The sequence below is a fragment of the Desulfobulbaceae bacterium genome, assembly GCA_015231515.1.
In the GTDB taxonomy this organism is placed as follows: domain Bacteria; phylum Desulfobacterota; class Desulfobulbia; order Desulfobulbales; family VMSU01; genus JADGBM01.
In genome coordinates this window covers 64,583-81,764 of record JADGBM010000002.1, presented here as the reverse complement: position 1 = coordinate 81,764, position 17,182 = coordinate 64,583, and the positions used below count along the sequence as shown (strand labels likewise).

Annotated in this window: 17 protein-coding genes; 1 reads left to right on the top strand and 16 read right to left on the bottom strand. The window is 45.2% G+C overall.

Annotated features, from left to right (window positions below; genetic code table 11):
* Positions 1 to 14: 14 nt before the first annotated feature.
* From HQK80_00880 to HQK80_00810, 15 genes are all read right to left on the bottom strand, one after another.
* Positions 15 to 1,835 (bottom strand): TSUP family transporter, encoded by a 1,821-nt coding sequence (locus HQK80_00880; GenBank protein MBF0220777.1) that lies wholly within the window; start codon positions 1,833 to 1,835, stop codon positions 15 to 17.
* Positions 1,836 to 2,041: 206 nt separating this feature from the next.
* Entirely contained in the window at positions 2,042 to 3,982 is a 1,941-nt protein-coding gene (locus tag HQK80_00875) for a PDZ domain-containing protein (GenBank protein MBF0220776.1), read from the bottom strand.
* Positions 3,983 to 3,997: 15 nt separating this feature from the next.
* Complete coding sequence (locus HQK80_00870; protein MBF0220775.1) at positions 3,998 to 5,452, bottom strand: magnetochrome domain-containing protein; 1,455 nt, start codon at positions 5,450 to 5,452, stop codon at positions 3,998 to 4,000.
* Complete coding sequence (locus tag HQK80_00865) at positions 5,449 to 6,339, bottom strand: cation transporter (protein ID MBF0220774.1); 891 nt, start codon at positions 6,337 to 6,339, stop codon at positions 5,449 to 5,451. The genes HQK80_00870 and HQK80_00865 overlap by 4 nt, the downstream gene beginning before the upstream one ends.
* Positions 6,336 to 6,623: a hypothetical protein gene (locus HQK80_00860; protein ID MBF0220773.1), complete on the bottom strand. Its 288-nt coding sequence runs from the start codon at positions 6,621 to 6,623 to the stop codon at positions 6,336 to 6,338. Before HQK80_00860 ends, HQK80_00865 begins: the two co-directional genes overlap by 4 nt.
* Positions 6,624 to 6,665: 42 nt before the next feature.
* Entirely contained in the window at positions 6,666 to 7,166 is a 501-nt protein-coding gene (locus tag HQK80_00855) for a hypothetical protein (GenBank protein MBF0220772.1), read from the bottom strand.
* A gap of 55 nt (positions 7,167 to 7,221) precedes the next feature.
* Positions 7,222 to 8,043, bottom strand: coding sequence for a LemA family protein (locus HQK80_00850; protein ID MBF0220771.1), 822 nt, complete (start codon positions 8,041 to 8,043; stop codon positions 7,222 to 7,224).
* A 12-nt stretch (positions 8,044 to 8,055) separates the two neighbouring features.
* The gene (locus HQK80_00845) at positions 8,056 to 8,394 is read right to left on the bottom strand and encodes a hypothetical protein (protein ID MBF0220770.1); all 339 of its coding nucleotides are present in this window, start codon (positions 8,392 to 8,394) and stop codon (positions 8,056 to 8,058) included.
* Positions 8,395 to 8,502: 108 nt separating this feature from the next.
* Positions 8,503 to 9,213 (bottom strand): hypothetical protein, encoded by a 711-nt coding sequence (locus HQK80_00840; protein ID MBF0220769.1) that lies wholly within the window; start codon positions 9,211 to 9,213, stop codon positions 8,503 to 8,505.
* 24 nt (positions 9,214 to 9,237) lie between these two features.
* Complete coding sequence (locus HQK80_00835; protein ID MBF0220768.1) at positions 9,238 to 10,092, bottom strand: tetratricopeptide repeat protein; 855 nt, start codon at positions 10,090 to 10,092, stop codon at positions 9,238 to 9,240.
* Entirely contained in the window at positions 10,085 to 10,267 is a 183-nt protein-coding gene (locus HQK80_00830) for a hypothetical protein (protein MBF0220767.1), read from the bottom strand. The genes HQK80_00835 and HQK80_00830 overlap by 8 nt, the downstream gene beginning before the upstream one ends.
* Positions 10,268 to 10,406: 139 nt before the next feature.
* On the bottom strand, positions 10,407 to 10,958 hold the full coding sequence (locus HQK80_00825; protein ID MBF0220766.1) for a hypothetical protein: 552 nt from the start codon (positions 10,956 to 10,958) through the stop codon (positions 10,407 to 10,409).
* Between the two features lie 172 nt (positions 10,959 to 11,130).
* Positions 11,131 to 11,796, bottom strand: a complete 666-nt coding sequence (locus HQK80_00820) for a response regulator transcription factor (protein ID MBF0220765.1) — start codon at positions 11,794 to 11,796, stop codon at positions 11,131 to 11,133.
* Between the two features lies 1 nt (position 11,797).
* Positions 11,798 to 13,234, bottom strand: coding sequence for a GAF domain-containing protein (locus tag HQK80_00815; protein MBF0220764.1), 1,437 nt, complete (start codon positions 13,232 to 13,234; stop codon positions 11,798 to 11,800).
* Between the two features lie 187 nt (positions 13,235 to 13,421).
* Positions 13,422 to 15,311, bottom strand: a complete 1,890-nt coding sequence (locus HQK80_00810; GenBank protein MBF0220763.1) for a hypothetical protein — start codon at positions 15,309 to 15,311, stop codon at positions 13,422 to 13,424.
* Between the two features lie 295 nt (positions 15,312 to 15,606).
* Between HQK80_00810 and HQK80_00805 the strand changes: the two genes are divergently transcribed.
* Positions 15,607 to 16,371, top strand: a complete 765-nt coding sequence (locus tag HQK80_00805) for a PAS domain S-box protein (GenBank protein MBF0220762.1) — start codon at positions 15,607 to 15,609, stop codon at positions 16,369 to 16,371.
* Here HQK80_00805 and HQK80_00800 read toward each other — a convergent pair.
* Positions 16,352 to 17,167, bottom strand: coding sequence for a hypothetical protein (locus HQK80_00800; protein ID MBF0220761.1), 816 nt, complete (start codon positions 17,165 to 17,167; stop codon positions 16,352 to 16,354). The genes HQK80_00805 and HQK80_00800 overlap by 20 nt on opposite strands.
* Positions 17,168 to 17,182 lie beyond the last annotated feature (15 nt).

The following is a 17,182-nucleotide window of genomic DNA, read 5'->3' as shown; positions in this document are numbered from 1 at the left end:
TGTGTATATCCAATTCATTGGCTAAAGAAGAAAATCCTGATTAGCATCCAGATGCCAACCAAGCTTAAAACTCCTGCAAACAGAACACGAAGGAGATTCGCTTTGCTCTGGATAGAAATTCTTGAGCCAATCTGAGCACCTATTACGGCAACAAGACAGAGAACCAAAGCTACTTTTGGTTCAAAGTGGCCAAGAGTTTGATGTCCCATAAAGCCTGAAATTCCGGTTATTGGCACCATTATCGCTGAGCAGGCTATAGCGACCTTCATGGGAACACCGAATAAAACAACCATCATTGGCACTTTGAGCCAGCCGCCAGCCAGTCCCATTATTCCGCCAAGAAAACCTACCGCAAAAGTAATCGGAACAGAAAGGGCCAGATCAATTTCGTAAACATAGTTTGCTTTATCGCCCATGATTCGGTATGGGCTGAAATTGAAACTTTTTTTCTGCCGGGAAAGCCAATCCTCATCCTGGATCATAAAAAAACTCGCGGCAAAAAGGCAGATAGCAAATAAAACATACAGCAAGGAAACATTGAAAAAGTAAGCATACATCCCACCGGTAAAGGCCCCGAGCATAGTGGGGATTTCCAGAATGGCAATCAGTTTCCAGTCTACCAGGCCGGAACGAATAAATATCATGAGGGCCGAAACAGATGCGGCAGAAAGCATGAGCAGGCTTGTGGTTGAAGCCGTGTAAAAATCAAGGCCGCAGGCCAGTAAAATTGGAACATAAATAAAACCGCCGCCAACACCAAGCATTGAAAAGAGTATTGTCGAGGCAAGAACAAGCAGTATCGTTTTAGGAAGGTAATGGTTCCAGAATTTCTCATTAAAATTTACGGTCTGGGGATGTTCTAGAGGTAATGGCCGAGTCTGGGCAACGGTCACTGGTTTTCCGGCTGGTGGATGGGCCTCCATGATGTGACAGTTGTTGCAGGCACCAACCATAGGATGCGGCAGAGCAAGCTGGGTACTGACCACACTCTTGGTTGTGATTATATGGCACTGGGTACAATCAGTGATTTTCAGGTGAATTGCATCACCAGGCCGTCTCTTGTTGATATCAATTGGCAGTTTGTTTGCTGGGGCAGCTGGTTGGGTAAGGGCCACAGTCAGCGCCCCGGTTATTCGGGTAAAGAAATGCTTAGCCCGATTAATAGGTATAGCAAAGCCAAGACCTGTATAGGTCCCATCGGGGGCATATATGGCTGTGCCCACACCAACGACCTTACCGTTGATGTCAATCAGCGGACCACCAGAGTTCCCCTCATTTATAACTGCGTCAGTCTGAATCATATTTGAGTACGTTCTTCCTTCGATGAGCAGATCCCGATTAACTGCCGAAACCGTCCCAAGTGTTACTGTGTGATCAAAACCAAAAGGGCTGCCTATGCTAAGTACATAATCACCAAGTTCAAGCTGGTCAGAATTTGCCAGTAGTGCAGGTTGCAAAGCCTTGGTTGTTGTAATTTTAAGCAGGGCCAAATCAAGGGCATGGTCACTATGAACGATTGTAGCGGCAAAACGTTCTCCCTTGATAGGCCAGATACTTACATCAATGGTTTCAGCATCGTTAACAACGTGATAATTAGTTAGGATATGACCGTCGCTATCAATGATAAAGCCGGAACCGATACTCTCAAACCATAAACCTGCCTGTTTCCCTGTTTTTGCCCTTTTCTGAGCCCTGATGCTGACAACCGACTGTTTTACCAGCGAAATAGCCTGGTGAATGTCTTCCTGAAGCCCAATCAGCGCCTGATTCTCCATGCCAGTTACTGCATATGCCTGTGTAGGACAGAGAAAGGCAATCAGTAATACAGCAATCATTGGCCTCTGGAGATTTGCGGATCTCTTTAGTTTGGTGGCTAAAGTAAAATACTGAACATCGAACATCGAACATCGAACATTGAACATTGAATGTAAAGAACGAAAGATGAAGCCCACATAACTAGAATTCCTTAGCACGCCATTCACCATTCGATGTTGGACGTTGGATGTTCGATGTTCATTATGGTAGCTTTCATTTCAGACACTTATTTTAAAGCCACTAAACTGTTTGATCTGTAGAGCTGGATTGCGTCTCCTGAGGCTCCAACAACACCAGTGAAAACCTGTATTCCAGAAGCTTTACATTTAGTCGCGTTTTTACCTGAGATATCGTTGCCAATCAGGGCAATAACCTGATGTTTCTTTAATGTTTCAGAAAGCTGTTCGACAGTCGCCATGTTTACAGAGCTGAAGGAGTTATCCGACAGATCAACTATAATTATGTAGGCGGTCGTCATTCTATCTCCAACAATAATTGAGCCCAAGGTCGGTCCAGCCGAAAGAATAGCAAGTCTGCCTGTGGTTTGCTGAGTAAAAGCAACTTGTTGGGATTGTGGGCCTGTTGTGTCAACAATTGGCGTTCCTTGCTGGGACACACCAGGCGGCGGTACGGTGATGAATATGTGGGTGCTGCCACGCATAACATCAACAACAGCTCCAGTCTGTAGTTTACTGGAAGCAACAAACTGTTTCATTGTCGGGGTCGGGGTGCCATTTATGGCGGTAATGAGATCGCCTGTCGTAAAACCAACAGTTGATGCAGGCGGGCTTTCAACGTCATTAACGAGTATGCCGCTAGTGCCAGCCGGGAAGCCGAAATCGGCGGCATCTTTAGGATCAAGAGGCGACACATCCATACCGATCCAGGTGCCTTCAATTGCCATTTCAGCTGGAGGCAGTTTGGCTGGTGATACCTTTGGGGCGCTATTGATATCACCAAGAACCATAGAGATATCTCCCGTCTGGGTTTCTCTGGTAATTTGCAATGCCACAGTTTGGCCTGCACTGGTTTTGCCAATGAGTTTTTGTAAACTGCTGGTATCTTTGACTTTGCTGCCGTTAAATCTGGTAATTACATCTCCTGTAACCAGACCGGCTGCAGCGGCAGGGGATTGCTGTCTGACGTGACTGATGATCACGCCTTTTCTGTCTTTAAGCTTAAACTGCTGCTGAATGACCATATCGATGTTTTGGACATCGGCTCCAAACCAGGGCTGGGAAGGCGGGGTTACGCCTTGGGCCACAGCAGCGGCAGGGACGAGCCCTGGGGGAGCGACTAAACTTAAATGCGAAGATTTTTGGCGACCATTGCGAAAATAAATAACTTTAACCTTGTCACCGGGAGCCTTGGTAATAAGTTGATTAATGAACGGATCAAGACCGATAATTTTTTGGCGATCAAAAGAGAGCAGGACATCGCCTTTACTCAAGCCTGCTTTGTCGGCAGGTGAGCGTGGTGCAATATCTTCAATGAGCAGTCCGGATTGGGTTGCAATTCCCATGGAGCGAGCCATTACGTCTGGAACGTCACTAAGCCGAGCACCGATATAGACAGGTAGTTGTCGGTTGATCAACTGCAGGTTGTTGTCACCAGGGTTGCCAATGCCGAGGGAGTATTGGGGTGTTTTAATGAGCTGCATTTGACCGTTAGCACCATTGCCGATTCCCATACCAGCAGGGGCTGGCAAGTGATGTGCCTGAAGTGCTGGATCATTTGGTGTGCCAATCAGCTGCATCTGGCCGTTGAGTCCCTGTCCAATTCCAACAGGATACCCGGGCAGAGCTTGTGGTGTACCGATCAGCTGCATCTGGCCGTTGGCACCTTGGCCAATGCCAACCGGATAACCAGGAAGAGGCTGTGGCGTTCCAATCAGTTGCATTTGACCATTAGCACCATCTCCGATACCGATTGGGTAGCCTGGCAGGGGGGCTGGAGGTGTTGCTGGCTGGGTACCTATTGGCCCCTGAGCAGCCACCCAACGACCTTGAGGCTGCTGTATTTCTGGCCTTTCAGCAGTTTCACCGCCCACACTGCTTGCTGTGCCCACCCAGCCATACATCATGGCAAGCAGGACAGCAAAGGACAGCACCAGCAGCGGAGCTACCCAGAGGTCAAGATTACGTGATCGTAAATAGGAAAGGTTCATATTCAGTTTTCCTCCCTAGAAAAAAGCCTGTTGGATTGGCGCGGCAGCTGTAGGCGACTGTATGGCTGCCCTTGGAGTATGCACTTGTTGCTGTTGCATAAATACCTTGGGTACAAGTTGCCCTTGATTGTACACATTCAAAATTGTACTCGCTGTTCCGGTTGCTCCGGTGTAGACGTTCATATGCAGATTTTTAAGTGCGGTGAATCCGTCAGTCGAAACATTACCGACGATGACGTTTTTCACACCCTTATCGGCAAGAAACTGGGCAGTTTGTAAAGCTCGGCCGTTACCATCGTTAAAATTAGGATTACCTATGCTCTGGTAGGCGTTTTGAGCCTGATCATAGAGTATAAAATAAGGCGCAGAACCAAATTGATGATGCACTGGACTGTTTAAGTTTGGACCGTTTGCAGCAACCGCGACAATACCAGGCATAGGCATGGCAACAGGTTGAACTTGTTGTGGGGTCTGTTGCTGAGTTTGTTGTTGGGCCTGTTGTTGCGCTTGCTGAACAGCTTCCAAGGTTTTAGGCACCCCAAGTATTTCTGCCTGAGTTTCTATCTGATTTTGGGTCATTGGTGCTGTAACGGCGGCAACATTGAGATTTAGAGGCAGGTTTTCTGGAATTGCAAAAAAGGTATTTCGTCCTTTTTTACCTCGGTAAAAATTGACTTTAAGTGAGTGGCCGGGTTTTGCCTGGTTGAGAGCTGTCTGAAAGTCAGCCATAGTTTCCAGGCGAATTTTATTAATGCGAATAAGTTCGTCACCTTTTTTGATGCCGGCCTGATAGGCAATGGAGCCAGGAGCAACGGCCAAAATCAGGATACCGTCTTCGTTAATCAGGCCAAGCTTGTGCATTTGTGCAGCGTTTACAGCTTGTACCCTCAGACCCAGGGTTGTTGCTGATATTCGGTTAAATGCGGCTGGGGTAGCACCACCTGCCGGGGTATTACCTCCGAGGATCGTATGACAGTTTTTACATGGGCCCATATCAGCGTGTGGGTTTGGTGCATTGGCTGCGATGGGAGGGATGGCCGGAGCGGCTGCGGCTACGGGTTTGAGTGGAGCAGCTTGTCCGTTTGCTGCATTTGCTCCCGGAGGCTGGAAGCCATCAGTGACCTGGTGACAAAGAACACAGTTGCCCCAGTAATCGTGGATCATGGGTTGTTTAATGGAAATTGGCGGGCCAGCAAATACCTTGGTAATTGGTGCAGCAGGAGCGTTGGTGGTTATATGACATTGATTGCAGTTGCCCCAGTAGGGATGGGCCATTTTGTCATTGACCAGTATATTCGGTGCAGGCGGTTTGACGGCGGCACTTAAGCTTAAATTGAGATGATGCACTCGATTTTGATGTTGTCGTAAATTCCAGGTTGACCAAACTAAGACTACTACAATGAGTACGGCTAGAGCACCGATTGCCGGCTTAAACTGGGTCATACAGAATTCGGAAGTAACTTTTTTCATTGGTTTTCCTGTTCCATTGGTACAAGCAGAACGTTTATGTGGGATTTTTGTTCATACATACCAGCGATAATCTGCTTTAAATCGAGTTTAACCTCTTCACTTTCATTAATAGTAAGACAGTCCGGCACGTCGACTTCGACATTAATCTCAAGGGAGCCGCCAACTTCACGGGCCCAGATGTTACGAACATCAAGCAGGATGTTATCTGCCCTTTCAAGCAGTCTGGAGCGCAGCTCTCCAGTGTCAATTTCTTCAGGCACTTTGTCCATCAGATTAAACATGGCCTCTTTGGTCATCTCGATGCATATTTTCAAGATAAGCAGGCCGACAACAACAGCAGCCAGGGGATCCATGAAATGAAACCCGAGTTTGGCGCCAATGATGCCGATAACAACAGCGATTGATGAGTAGACATCAGTACGGCTTTCCCAGGCTTTGGCAATCATGGATGGGCTGTTGATCTGAGTCCCGGCACAAAGGCTTTGACGAAACATTAACTCGTTGATGGCGATTGAAAAAAGGGCGCCCCAGAGAGACACCAGACAGGGCGTTACCTGTCTGTTCTGCATAATGGCAATAATGCCGTCATAGAGAATGTAACCGGCAATGAAAAAGAGAAAAATATAGATAAGAATGGCAACAATATGCTCTGATTTGCCGTACCCGTAGGGATACTGCTCATCCTTTTCCTGGCCGGAAATTTTCATACCAATAATCATGACGATGGTAGCCAGAAGATCGGCACAGGAATGAATTGCATCGGCTATAAGACCCTTACTGCCACCAATAACACCCATATAGCCTTTCAGGGCGATCATCATGATGTTACCGATTATATTAACGGTGCCAACCGAGGCGGCACATTTTTCACAAGCATTATGCTTCATATAATCGTTTCTTCCTCTTCATCGGTATCAGCGTCACTACTGAGGATTGGGTCTTCGGGGGAATCTTCAAGGTCATAATCTTCTGCTGATTCTTTTATCGTTTCGTTTTTTGCTGCAGCTAGAAGTTCGAGTTCGATCTCTTTTTCAATGGCACTGGCTTTGCTAAAAAAAAGCACACCAATGACTATTGTCGAAGTGATCATTACAAAGCCAAAGAGGTTGACGATGAACATGTGCTGTCCTGTTTTAAAGTTGTTGCCTGATACCCTTCGGGTATAGTTCATTTAAGAAAATATTTTCTAATTCACTAGCCCCCATATAAGGCACTAAAAAATATAATGGCCTTTCAACATGGCATAGATCATGAGAAAGAATACCGTCTGCTGAGTGTGCAGCAGGTACACGCCCTTTTTAATTTTGGCAGGCGGATATTTTATCCACATAAGGAAACCGCCTAAGGTTAACCAGCCCATAAGTGCCAGTGCTATCATCAGCCAGGTGTTTGACCACAAGGTCACATAACAGTGATAACATGCCACGCCAAAGGAGGCAGTATTTACCCAGATATGAAACACCAAAAATTTGTTGAAGAATTTTTGGACGTTTTTCGGATTGTAGTGCAAGCGGATACGTTTTGCTGGAAAATAGCAATTTGCGGCAAGAAAAAGGAGCATTGAAAGATTGCCGGTTCCGGTGGCCATGTTGTAATCGGAATAAATGGCAAACATAAGACTTGCCCAAGTGAAGATGAGTAAAAATATCAGCTTTTGCTTGAGTGGTGCTTCGCCGAAAAGGGCGACCTCCTGTGTGATGCCTTTATTGCTCAAAACTGTCTATTTTCCTGTCTGCTTGCAGCGATTAATAACCAATGAATCATGCTTATCAATACGCCAGAAGCTTAAATGATTTTGCTTCCTCAGATGCTTCAAAATATGGGAAATCTTCAAAATTAAAAACCCGGGCAAAGAAGTTTATCGGAAAGGTATGAAGGTACGTCGTATAGACGTTGGCCTCGGCGTTAAATTTTATTCTCTGGTTGGCTAAGTCCTTTTCAACCTCAACAAGGGCCGTCATTAACGTTGCGAAGTTGGTCGAGAGTTTGAGGTCAGGGTACTGTTCAGCAACTGCCATAAGTTTGGAAAGCGAGGCAAGCATATTTTTGCCGGAGGCAAGAGCGGCTGTCTGGCTGGGGTCGGTAAGATCGGAAGAAGAGGCGGCGCTCTCTTCTGGCAAAGCCTTAGTTATCGCCTCAATTGAAGTTTTATCTAGCCCATTGTTAGTGGATGCAAGGGTTCGTAGACCGACGATGGAGGTGAAGACAGATTTTTCATATTTGGAGTAATCAAGAACAGTTTTAGAAAGATTTGCAGCCATGTCGTTGCGACGCTGCATGAGTGCACTCATGTTACTGTAAGAGGCTCTCATATTCTGCTCGGAACTGACCAGAATATTATAAAAATAAACGGCCATAATAGTCTTGATGATAAGGGCGGCACAAAGAATGGTCAGGACATAATGATTAGAAAGCGCCCGTTTTATTTTGTTGAGGGCACTGTATCTGCCGTAGGGGGCGTATCGACCCACCGGATAATACAAAGGAGTGTCCATAAAGGAACGTGAGTTCTGCCAGTGGTTATTTTTGAGCTTATAACGCTTACTGTAAACTTGGGAAATTATGTCCGGAATGCGCATTTTAGGGGGCATGGTATTTCCAGTCTATTTGTTAAGACGTGAGATTCCGTGAACAAGACAGATAATTCCTATGCCGACAAAGAGGGGCGGTATAAGTCCATGAAAAAAATCCATGGTTGCGTAGTACTCATCATAGACGCCGTAACTGCCTACAAGGAGAAAGACAATGGCAACAAGTATATTGATGGTACGGTTAGTCTTGCTGGTAAAAATAGCAGACGCGGCGGCTAACAAACCGATAATTATGAGAAATGGCTGGGCGGCGCCTTTTATAAATTCAACACAGTAGAGAATATTCGTGAGCAGTAAATAGAGGCCTGCGGCAAAGACCAGCAGTCCACAGGCAATGTGTTTTGGTCTCATGGTTGTTGTGTTCATAATACTGTTCCCATTTTTGTTATGGTTTATCCGCAGATCTAAAAATACAATTTGTTTTATCTGCGTAATCTGCGGATTAATCTATCTGCTTATCTATCTTGGTGCTCCATTTGTTGCCCATGCTTCAAAATACTGATAGTTTGGGCCAGCAAAACGATGCATCTGACCGCCGGGACTGACTAGACTCACCAACAAACCGCTGTCAGCGTAATACTTCAAATTTTTGTATGTTGTCAGATTCCTGAAAGTTCCGGAATGACACTCAAGGCAGTCTCTGGCAATAATAAATTGAATAGTATTGCTGTAGGTCATCTTATCTAAAGGTACATCTACGGGATACGCTTTTGCGCCAGTGCCGGCATGCATACGACCTGCTACTACTTGCGGGCCTGCCTTTTCTAATGCGCCATCGGCTATCCACTGGAGGATGGGACCCGAATCCTGGCCGGCAAAACGGCTCATGGCGCCGCCTGACGAGACCATAACTTTCAGCATGCCGCTGTCAGCATAGGCCTTAATCCCATCGTAATCCATCAGGTTTCTGGCTGCACCGGAGTGACAGCGAGCACAGTCCCTATTGACTATGTCCCTGATCGTTGGCTCATAGAGAACCTCTTGACCGGCAGCGGCCTTTGCCGCTTGTGCCGACAAAGTTAAGCATGTCAGCAGTACAGCAGAAACAAAAAAAAAGTTGGCGCCAGATTTTGATCCGAACCATTTTTCAAGTAAATCATTTTGAACATCGAACATTGAACACCCAACCTTGAACATCGAATCAAAAGGGACAAAGTCATCTACGGTCATTAAATACGGAGTTGAAGAGTGCTTTTAGTAGCTAAGCTCGTCCTCGTCCTCTACATCTGCTTCTTCGAGTTCCATAACTCTGGAAAAGCAGGTGGCTGCCTCTTTGTGATTGCCGGTACGTTCGTAGAGAAAACCAAGATGCTGATAATATTTACTTTCTTCAGGGTCAAGTTCAATAGCCTTCTGCAGTGAGGCGATTGCTTTGTCAATTTGATCAATGCGGCTATATGCTACACTGAGAAGGTAGAAAAGATCAGCGTTGTCGGTGTTCTCGGTGATAAGCTCTTCAAAGCCGGTGATGGCCAGTTCATACTCTTTTCGCTTGAGGTGCAGTTTACATTTTTTGTAAATAGCACCGGAATGGGCAGGGTCGAGTTTGAGAACATGATTAAGCACGATTATCGCCTGTTTGGTTTTTCCGGAAACAGCAAGGGCATTCGCCAATTGATAATGGGCCTCTGGATTGTTTCTATCAAGCCTGGTCCACTCTTTCAGTGAGGCGATCGCTTTTTCAGACAAGCCTTTTCTAAGATAGTGGGAGCTGACATTACGATATATTTTCTTTTTGTCGTCAGAACTTAAGCCAAAAAGACCATTATAGAAATCGAGCATTCCTGTGAGCAGTCTTCCACCAAAAAGCATTACCGCATGCATGTAGAACATGGTCGAAGGCTGTCCGCTCGGCATGATTTTTTCCTGGGAAGCGCCATTGCTTTTCTGACTCTTGGTTGCCCTGCTTTTTTGGGTCTGGGTTTCCTGAGAACTGTCGGCGTTCTTTTGTCCCTTTTTCCGCGACTTAGGCTTGCTAGCATCCATTGAAGGAGCGCTGTCTGCGCCTTTTTCTTCCCCAGTTTCGTTAATTGCTTCTTGTTCAGACATTGTCCTTTTTCTCCTTCCTGTAGGGGATGACTCCTGCAAGAGTTGCCAGTAGCCCGCTGAAAATCAGCATAAGCGGAAAGCCCCCCTTGGCAATGTCAGCCACATAGTAATATTCATCGTAAATCCCCCAGATTCCCAGGGCGATAAGCAGTAATCCCAAAACAATTTCCATCATAGCGTTCACCTGATAGTTTTTTTTTCGACTCCCGTTGGGCGGAAGTACTCGTATTATGCCGGATTTATTGGATGTCTAATTCGTCAAGCATTGGGTTTAATGTGGCTCAAAAAAAGCTCAAGTACTAATAGCATAGCGGCTAATTGTCAATGAAATGCTTCAATAGTTTAGTAAGTTTTTCCATGTCATCAGCAGCTAGTGCTGCTGATATTGTTCCTAGTGGTAACGGCGCACCAATATCACTATGAAATTTTGACAAAGTGATAACTACGGGCGGGCTGGTTTTTTCATCTATTGCCTTAAATATACCTTGAGTGTCAAAGCTTTCACTGTCGCTGTTGATGACAAGCAAGTCCGTTTTTTCCTGAATCAGAGTCGTAACAGCATCATAACCATTTCGAATTAGTATAATCGTGCAATTGTGGGGCAGGTGGTTAAGTACCTGATCAATTTTCTGCTGGAGCAGGGCGTTGTCATTTACAATGAGGATTGTTTTATGCTTATCCAGCACTGTGGTTGAATAGTTGTTATTCTGCATAAAAGAAAGCAGGTCATGCCGTAGGACAGTACATGCCCCGCTGAGGCAGCTTCGGGCTCGGATCTGCCCCTGCCGTATCAACTCCATCACTTGAGACTGTGGCTGTTGCAGCACTATTGAAACGTCTGTAGCTGAGAAGGTCAGTTTCGTCATATAGGTAATTAAAACACCGAGTGCATTTTCAAATTTATACAATTATTTAATTGAACACACTAGCCTGATGGCTATCAGGAAGTAAAGGGTATGATTACGAAAAATTGTAGGTATTTTTACGAAAAGTGGAGGGGGAGATTTATTAGACCGTCTGGCACTAAAAACTATGAAATTAGTAGTCGATAGTTGTAATGCCGTTACTAATGGCAAACTTGGTCAGTTCTGCAATGGTGTAGAGGCCTAGTTTTTCCATGATGGTGCTGCGTATTTTTTCGATGGTACGAACACCAATGCGTATTTCTTCGGAAATTTCTTTTGTTCGTTTACCTTCCGCAATGTACTGCAGGACTTGACGTTCTCGGTCAGTAAGTTCATGAATCGTTTCCTGTTTGCTCGACTTGGAGCCCAAAAACTCTGATACCATGAGGGTGGCAATCTGGGGAGAGATGTAGGTCTCACCTGCAACCACCACCCGAATCGCCCGATGTATTTCTTCAAAGGCGCTGTTTTTGAGAAGGTAACCATTCGCTCCTGCTTTGAGCGCATCTTTAACAATGTTTTTTTCGGCATGCATAGAAAGCATGACAATTTTGGTCTCTGATTTATCTGCTTTTATCAACTTGGTTGCATCGATACCGTTGAGTCCATTCATTGAGATGTCCATCAGCACAACATCTACCTGATTTTGTTTGCAGAGTTCCACTGCCTCTTTGCCATTCTTTGCCTCTCCGATGACATGCATGTCTGCCTGGTTCTCCAAAAGCTCGCGTAGGCCCTGGCGCACAAAAGTATGGTCATCTGCAATAACGATATTTGATTTGGTCTTTTGAGTTTTCATTCTATCCATATTTAATTGAATTGTGGGTCTTGCTCAAGGGTTGATGTAATTCTGCCTGCGATTCTGTCCTGTTTTTAGATTTTGTTAAAGGTATTGAGATTTCGGTAGTGGTACCGGAACCTGGGGCAGAAAAGGTATGAAACACCCCCGAAAGTGAACTGATTCTCTCCTGTACATTGAATAAACCGAAATGACCGGCACGTGCATCATGCTCAAGTTGATTCGTATCAAAGCCAACGCCATCGTCAGTAACCATAATGTCAATTTTGTTTGGGTACCAGGAAACTGTTACTTCAACATTCTTGGCGTGAGCGTGCTTAATGATATTATAATACAGCTCTCTGATCACCTGGTAAAGTATGGTCTGTATATGCTCAGGGAGCGCGTAGGGGGAGCCGGTTGTCTGAAAACTTGAGTTAATGCCGTGCCCAGTAAGAAGCCTGTTGCCTAAACTTTCAATTGCAGCATCAATATCGTCGCGATGAACTGCCAAGGCACTGAGGTCAAAGGTCAGGGAGCGAACATCTGCAAGCACCTGATCCAGCATTTCAATAATTTCATTGGAGAGTGCCTTGCTATCGGTTGCATCCACACATCCGACAAGTTTCTTCTGTTTGATTTTAACAACGGCAAGCATTTGGCCAATCTGATCGTGCAGATCGTTTGCCACTTTTCGCCTTTCCCGTTCTTCTGCAAGGGTAAGCTCAATGACCAGAGATTTGAGGCGGGCCTGGTACTTCATGAGAGTTTCACCCCGCTCCAGGAGTTTATTCTCAGCTCGTATCCGGTAGATTGCCGAGCCCAAAATATTACTCAAACTTTGAAGCAGGTTTATATCTTCGTCCATCCAGGGCTGCTCTAAAAAGTCGAATCCGATAAAGCCCATAAGGGCGTTGCGCGCACGGATTGGCACCATCATCATTGTGTGGTTACCTCCGCGCTTAAACATAGCGGCTTCCTGGAGTGCTTCAATTGGCAGATCGCCGGCATCAGGGAGAAGAATATGATCATTCTGATTAAGAGAAGAGATGATCCAGGGTATTGATTCTGGTGGTAGTTTCTGGTGGTTGTTCTTTTTAGCTGTAATGCCTGGCGCGCACCATTCATGAGTATTAGTGAGGTTTTTATTGTCCGCTGAAAAGAGAAATATGTAGAGTCGGTCTACACAGACGTATTCTCCAACTTGGCCCAGCATGGTGTTGACAACCCTGTTGAACTGCTTTTCTGAGCCGGCGTCCATAAGGGCAAGGGAGATGCTGTTAAGTATTCGCTCGAGTCCTGCCTTGTAATCCAAAGCCTCTTCAGAGATTTTTTTACGCTGGTAGAGGATGTTGTCCTGTCTTTTATGACGACGATATAAAAAGATACTGACGATAAAAAACACACTTGCCAGCAAAGGAATGATGAAGTTTGTGAAGTTGGGAAGTCCTAGGTTCATCTGTAGTCATCTGCAGTCATCTGTGTAATTGAATAGAATAATCAAATGTTTTTGAAAAAAATGCTAATTTTGTAAACTGCATTTTTATCCGCAGATGACACAGATAGGCGCAGATTAAAAAACTGAAATTTCTTGATGAAGCTGATGTGAACCATTGTGGAGGCATCAGGGCTACACGCGGCTAATATCAGCCCTGCTTTAATTCGTCTTCCCGTTTATGAATTCGAATCAAGGCCTCTTCTTTTGCCTGTTGGATCTCGACTGCTGTCTGTTCCCAGAGCAGTTCTTCTTTTTGGCGTCGTTCTTCTACCAGGACTTCAATCTTTGAAGCCATAAGCTTGTCTAACAGCTGGCGTTGACTGTTGATTTTGTTTTGCAGGGTATCAAACTCAACCTTCCTGGAATTAATTGTGGTTTTAAGGAGATTTTGAGTTTCGTTAAGCTGTTTGATGTTGTTCTGATAGCCGGTAATTTTCTCACGGTACCGGCTGTTAAGAAGGGCCAACGTCCTTTGCTCCGCTTCATCTTCCCACTGTTGGATTGTTGCCTTAGACTGCTGCTCCAAGTGGCTTAGTTCCTCTTTGAGTTTATCTGTTCGGATCTGGGTTTCATTTTGTTCCCAGACTTCAATTTTTTTAAGCGCAACTTTCATTGCTTCCTGTTCGATAGCAGTCTTACGGCTTTCAAACGCTGCAGCTGTTTCTATTTCAAGCTCTGCGAGTTTGTCTTCCTTTGCTTGGGCTAACTCTTCGTGCAGGCTTTTATATAATTCGTCTTTATGGGTTTTAAGCTCGGAATCAATTTGTGCTTTTTGCATCTGTTCAAAATCGTGCACTTTATCGGTAATGGACGCTTGTTCCGATTCGAGTTGCTTGGCAAGAAGCTGAATTTCCTCTTCAACACTGTTTTTTTCACGTTCTACCGTGCGAAGACTGTCTTCTAACACGTGCAGGTTCGATTGTAGATCAGCTTGCTCTTGTTCCAACGATCTTTTGCTTTCCAGATGCGAAAAGAGATCCGCTTGTTTTGCAGCGATATCAGCATCGAAGGCGGCTAGTTGAGCGGCACGTTTTTTATATTGAAGAAAGTAGATCGTCAGCAGAACGCCAGCTGTAATAAGTACAGATAGAATAATGCTCAGGGGGTCAGCTTTGTACACTTCTATCTCAACAGGCGGAATTGGTTGACTGGTTGATGCAATACTTGCTGTTACCTCTGCAGATGCTTCCGGGGCGAGTGTTTGCTGTGCTGTTTGCTGCATTTCGGTTGGGGGCTGGGTCAAAGAAGTCTGCTGGTCCGGTGCTTGTTCTGTCATAATGGGTACCTTTTGGGTGCTCTTTGAAAATGCGGTGTTAGTATCAAGGTGGATTTGTTGATCAGAGTCTGAGGCAGAAAGATACGTGCCGCCGACAGAAGTTGCCCATTGTTTAAAAAATGGTAGTTTGCCATATAAGTCAACGAAAATGAGGGCTTCCCCAAGTTTATTGTCCAGAGAGTCGAGGTGCGCCTGAATGATTTGAAGGTTTTTTTCGGTGTACAAGGGGCTTAACTGGGTATAGAGTTCATTCTTTGTCAGATCTTGGGCGGTTTTTTGTTTATACTGAAGGTTTAATGAGGCATATTCCGGGTTTTCAAGGGTAGTTTTGGAAAAGTATTTTCGCAGGTCATCGCTAATTTCAGGTTCACCGTCTGAAATAATTGCTGCTAGGGTAATTGGGCCATCATATTCAGCGAGAAATTTTATGGGCGCTGCCATGTCACTGACCAGGCCATCAAGTTTAATGGTGGGGATTAAGGAGTTGTTTGCCTTAAACTCCTGAGCACTAATTTTTGTACTATGCTGAATTCCTTCGTCAAAATTCACAATAAGCAGGTTTGTGTCATCTGGAAGTTTGCCAATAAACTCCTGCAGCCAATGGTTTGGCACAATGTCTGGCCGGTATTGCCGAACGGAAATAGAAGAATCAAACAGGAGAATAATATCTCCAGAGCCACCGGCAAGGGCACCAGTGGGTAGAAGAAAAGATGCTATAGGTAGAAAAAAACACAATAGAAAATTGTGAAGATGGGTCGTCATGAAGTTGAGTACTCAGATAGGTAGCAGATAGCAACTTTAAATTATTTGAATTTAGGTTCAAGCCCACAATAGCTGACTAAGTTTTAAAATTCAACAGGATATTAAGTTTAGACATCTCCTTGGATTTTTTTGGAAAATAACCTGCTATTAGTTGTTTAAAAAATAGTTGATTTGTGTAATAAAACAACATTTGACAGTTGCCATCTAATTTCTTTGATGGTGCAGGCATTTTATTGCCGAAGCTGTTGCTCGCCCTACCCTCACTAATGCGTTTTATACTCCAACAGGATGAATGATGATCCAACTAAAAACAATACTTTGTGTGGATGTCGATAGTGCAATCGTTGAGTCGCTTGTCGAAACATTGGGGCAGTCATATCAGGTCAAAACAGCAGATACAGCCGATACTGTACTTTCAATTATGGCAGCGCAGACAGTTGATCTGGCGATTTTTGGCTGTTTGATAGGCACCGGTGAGTTGGAAACGCTCTTGAAGAGCTGTCATAATGCCCAGCCTTTTTGCAAAGTTATTCTCATTGGCGATTCAAGTATTCAGTTGAAGGATAAAGCCTTTACTGTTCATGGTTTTTGTCAAAAGCCCGTTGATACCCAAGCGCTTCTGTCCACAATCCACTCTCTTGTTAATGATAGGAACACAGCTGTTTTTCTTGACAGGATGACCGATCAAAGCGTGAAGTATAGCTTAACCAAGGACGAAGATCCTGATTCGCATAAGCAGTATGCCCGATTCCTGGAGACCTTTAAAGTGGGGGTCTGCCTGGCTGATGAAGAGGGGGTTGTGGAGTATGTAAATAAGAAAGGGTGTGAGCTGTTTGGCGTTCAAACAGGTGAGAAACTGCTCGGAGTACCATTGTCTTCTCTGTTTAGGATTGATAAGGACAGGGAGCTGCATTTTTTGAAGAAATATGTGAAACGCGAATGGACACCTCAGCCACTTGTGATGATACGCCCTGATGGGTCAGATATGGCAACTCAGGCCAATGTTACCTTCTCGGAATCAAATCCTCCCCGAGTTGTTACTATCTTTTTTGCTCCGTAGCCAAACTGCTGAAGTATTTTTGCGCCTGCCTGCCAACTCTGCGGGCATCTGCTGAATTGAGATAGGCACCGAGGGGAATCCCTAAAAAAGGAATAATTCGTAGGGCTCTGCTGCCAGTGCGTACAGTGAGCTTATCTACCACTCGAGTAGCGCCTTTAGCCATACCCGTAGCAAGGTAACCCCGGGCAGCGTCAACCATCTCTCTGGTGGCTTGAGCGCCCAGTCGGCTCGTAGTTGTTTCTTTTACGGATATTCCAATAAGGGCCAGCGCTGTTGCCTGAAGTTCCGCTTCTCCCATTTCAATGTCGTAGACTGTCGCTATGGCGTAGCAGAGTTCAATTTGAACCCGTAACTTGTGGACAACATCTGCCGTTAGCGAGACAGCGATTGTGCCAAGGGTGCCAATACCTGGTATTGTGCCAGGCGCAGATGTAAGTCCGCCAAAGGCTCCAGTCTTAAAAGCACTTCGGTTGATAAGGCTTTGACTGAGTTTTGCGCTGATTTGCTCTTTTGATATTTCAGGGAAGGCAATCTCGATGTCAATCCTGCGCAGAGCAACATCCTCCTGGATGGCTGGAAAAGATTGGCCGGCAAAAAAAACTGCCTTTTCAAGTTTGCTCAAGGCAAATTCGTCTTTTTTCTCATCAGCACCAACGAAAGCCTGCTTGATTCCCGAAAAAAGTGATTGGGCCCCCATAATACTGCCTTGGTACGTAACAGTAGCTGCAGTACCACACAACTTCATGGCATCGACAGTTAGAGAATGGAAGGCGCTTCTCTGATTTTTGGTGTTCATGGAAAAGGGGTCGTA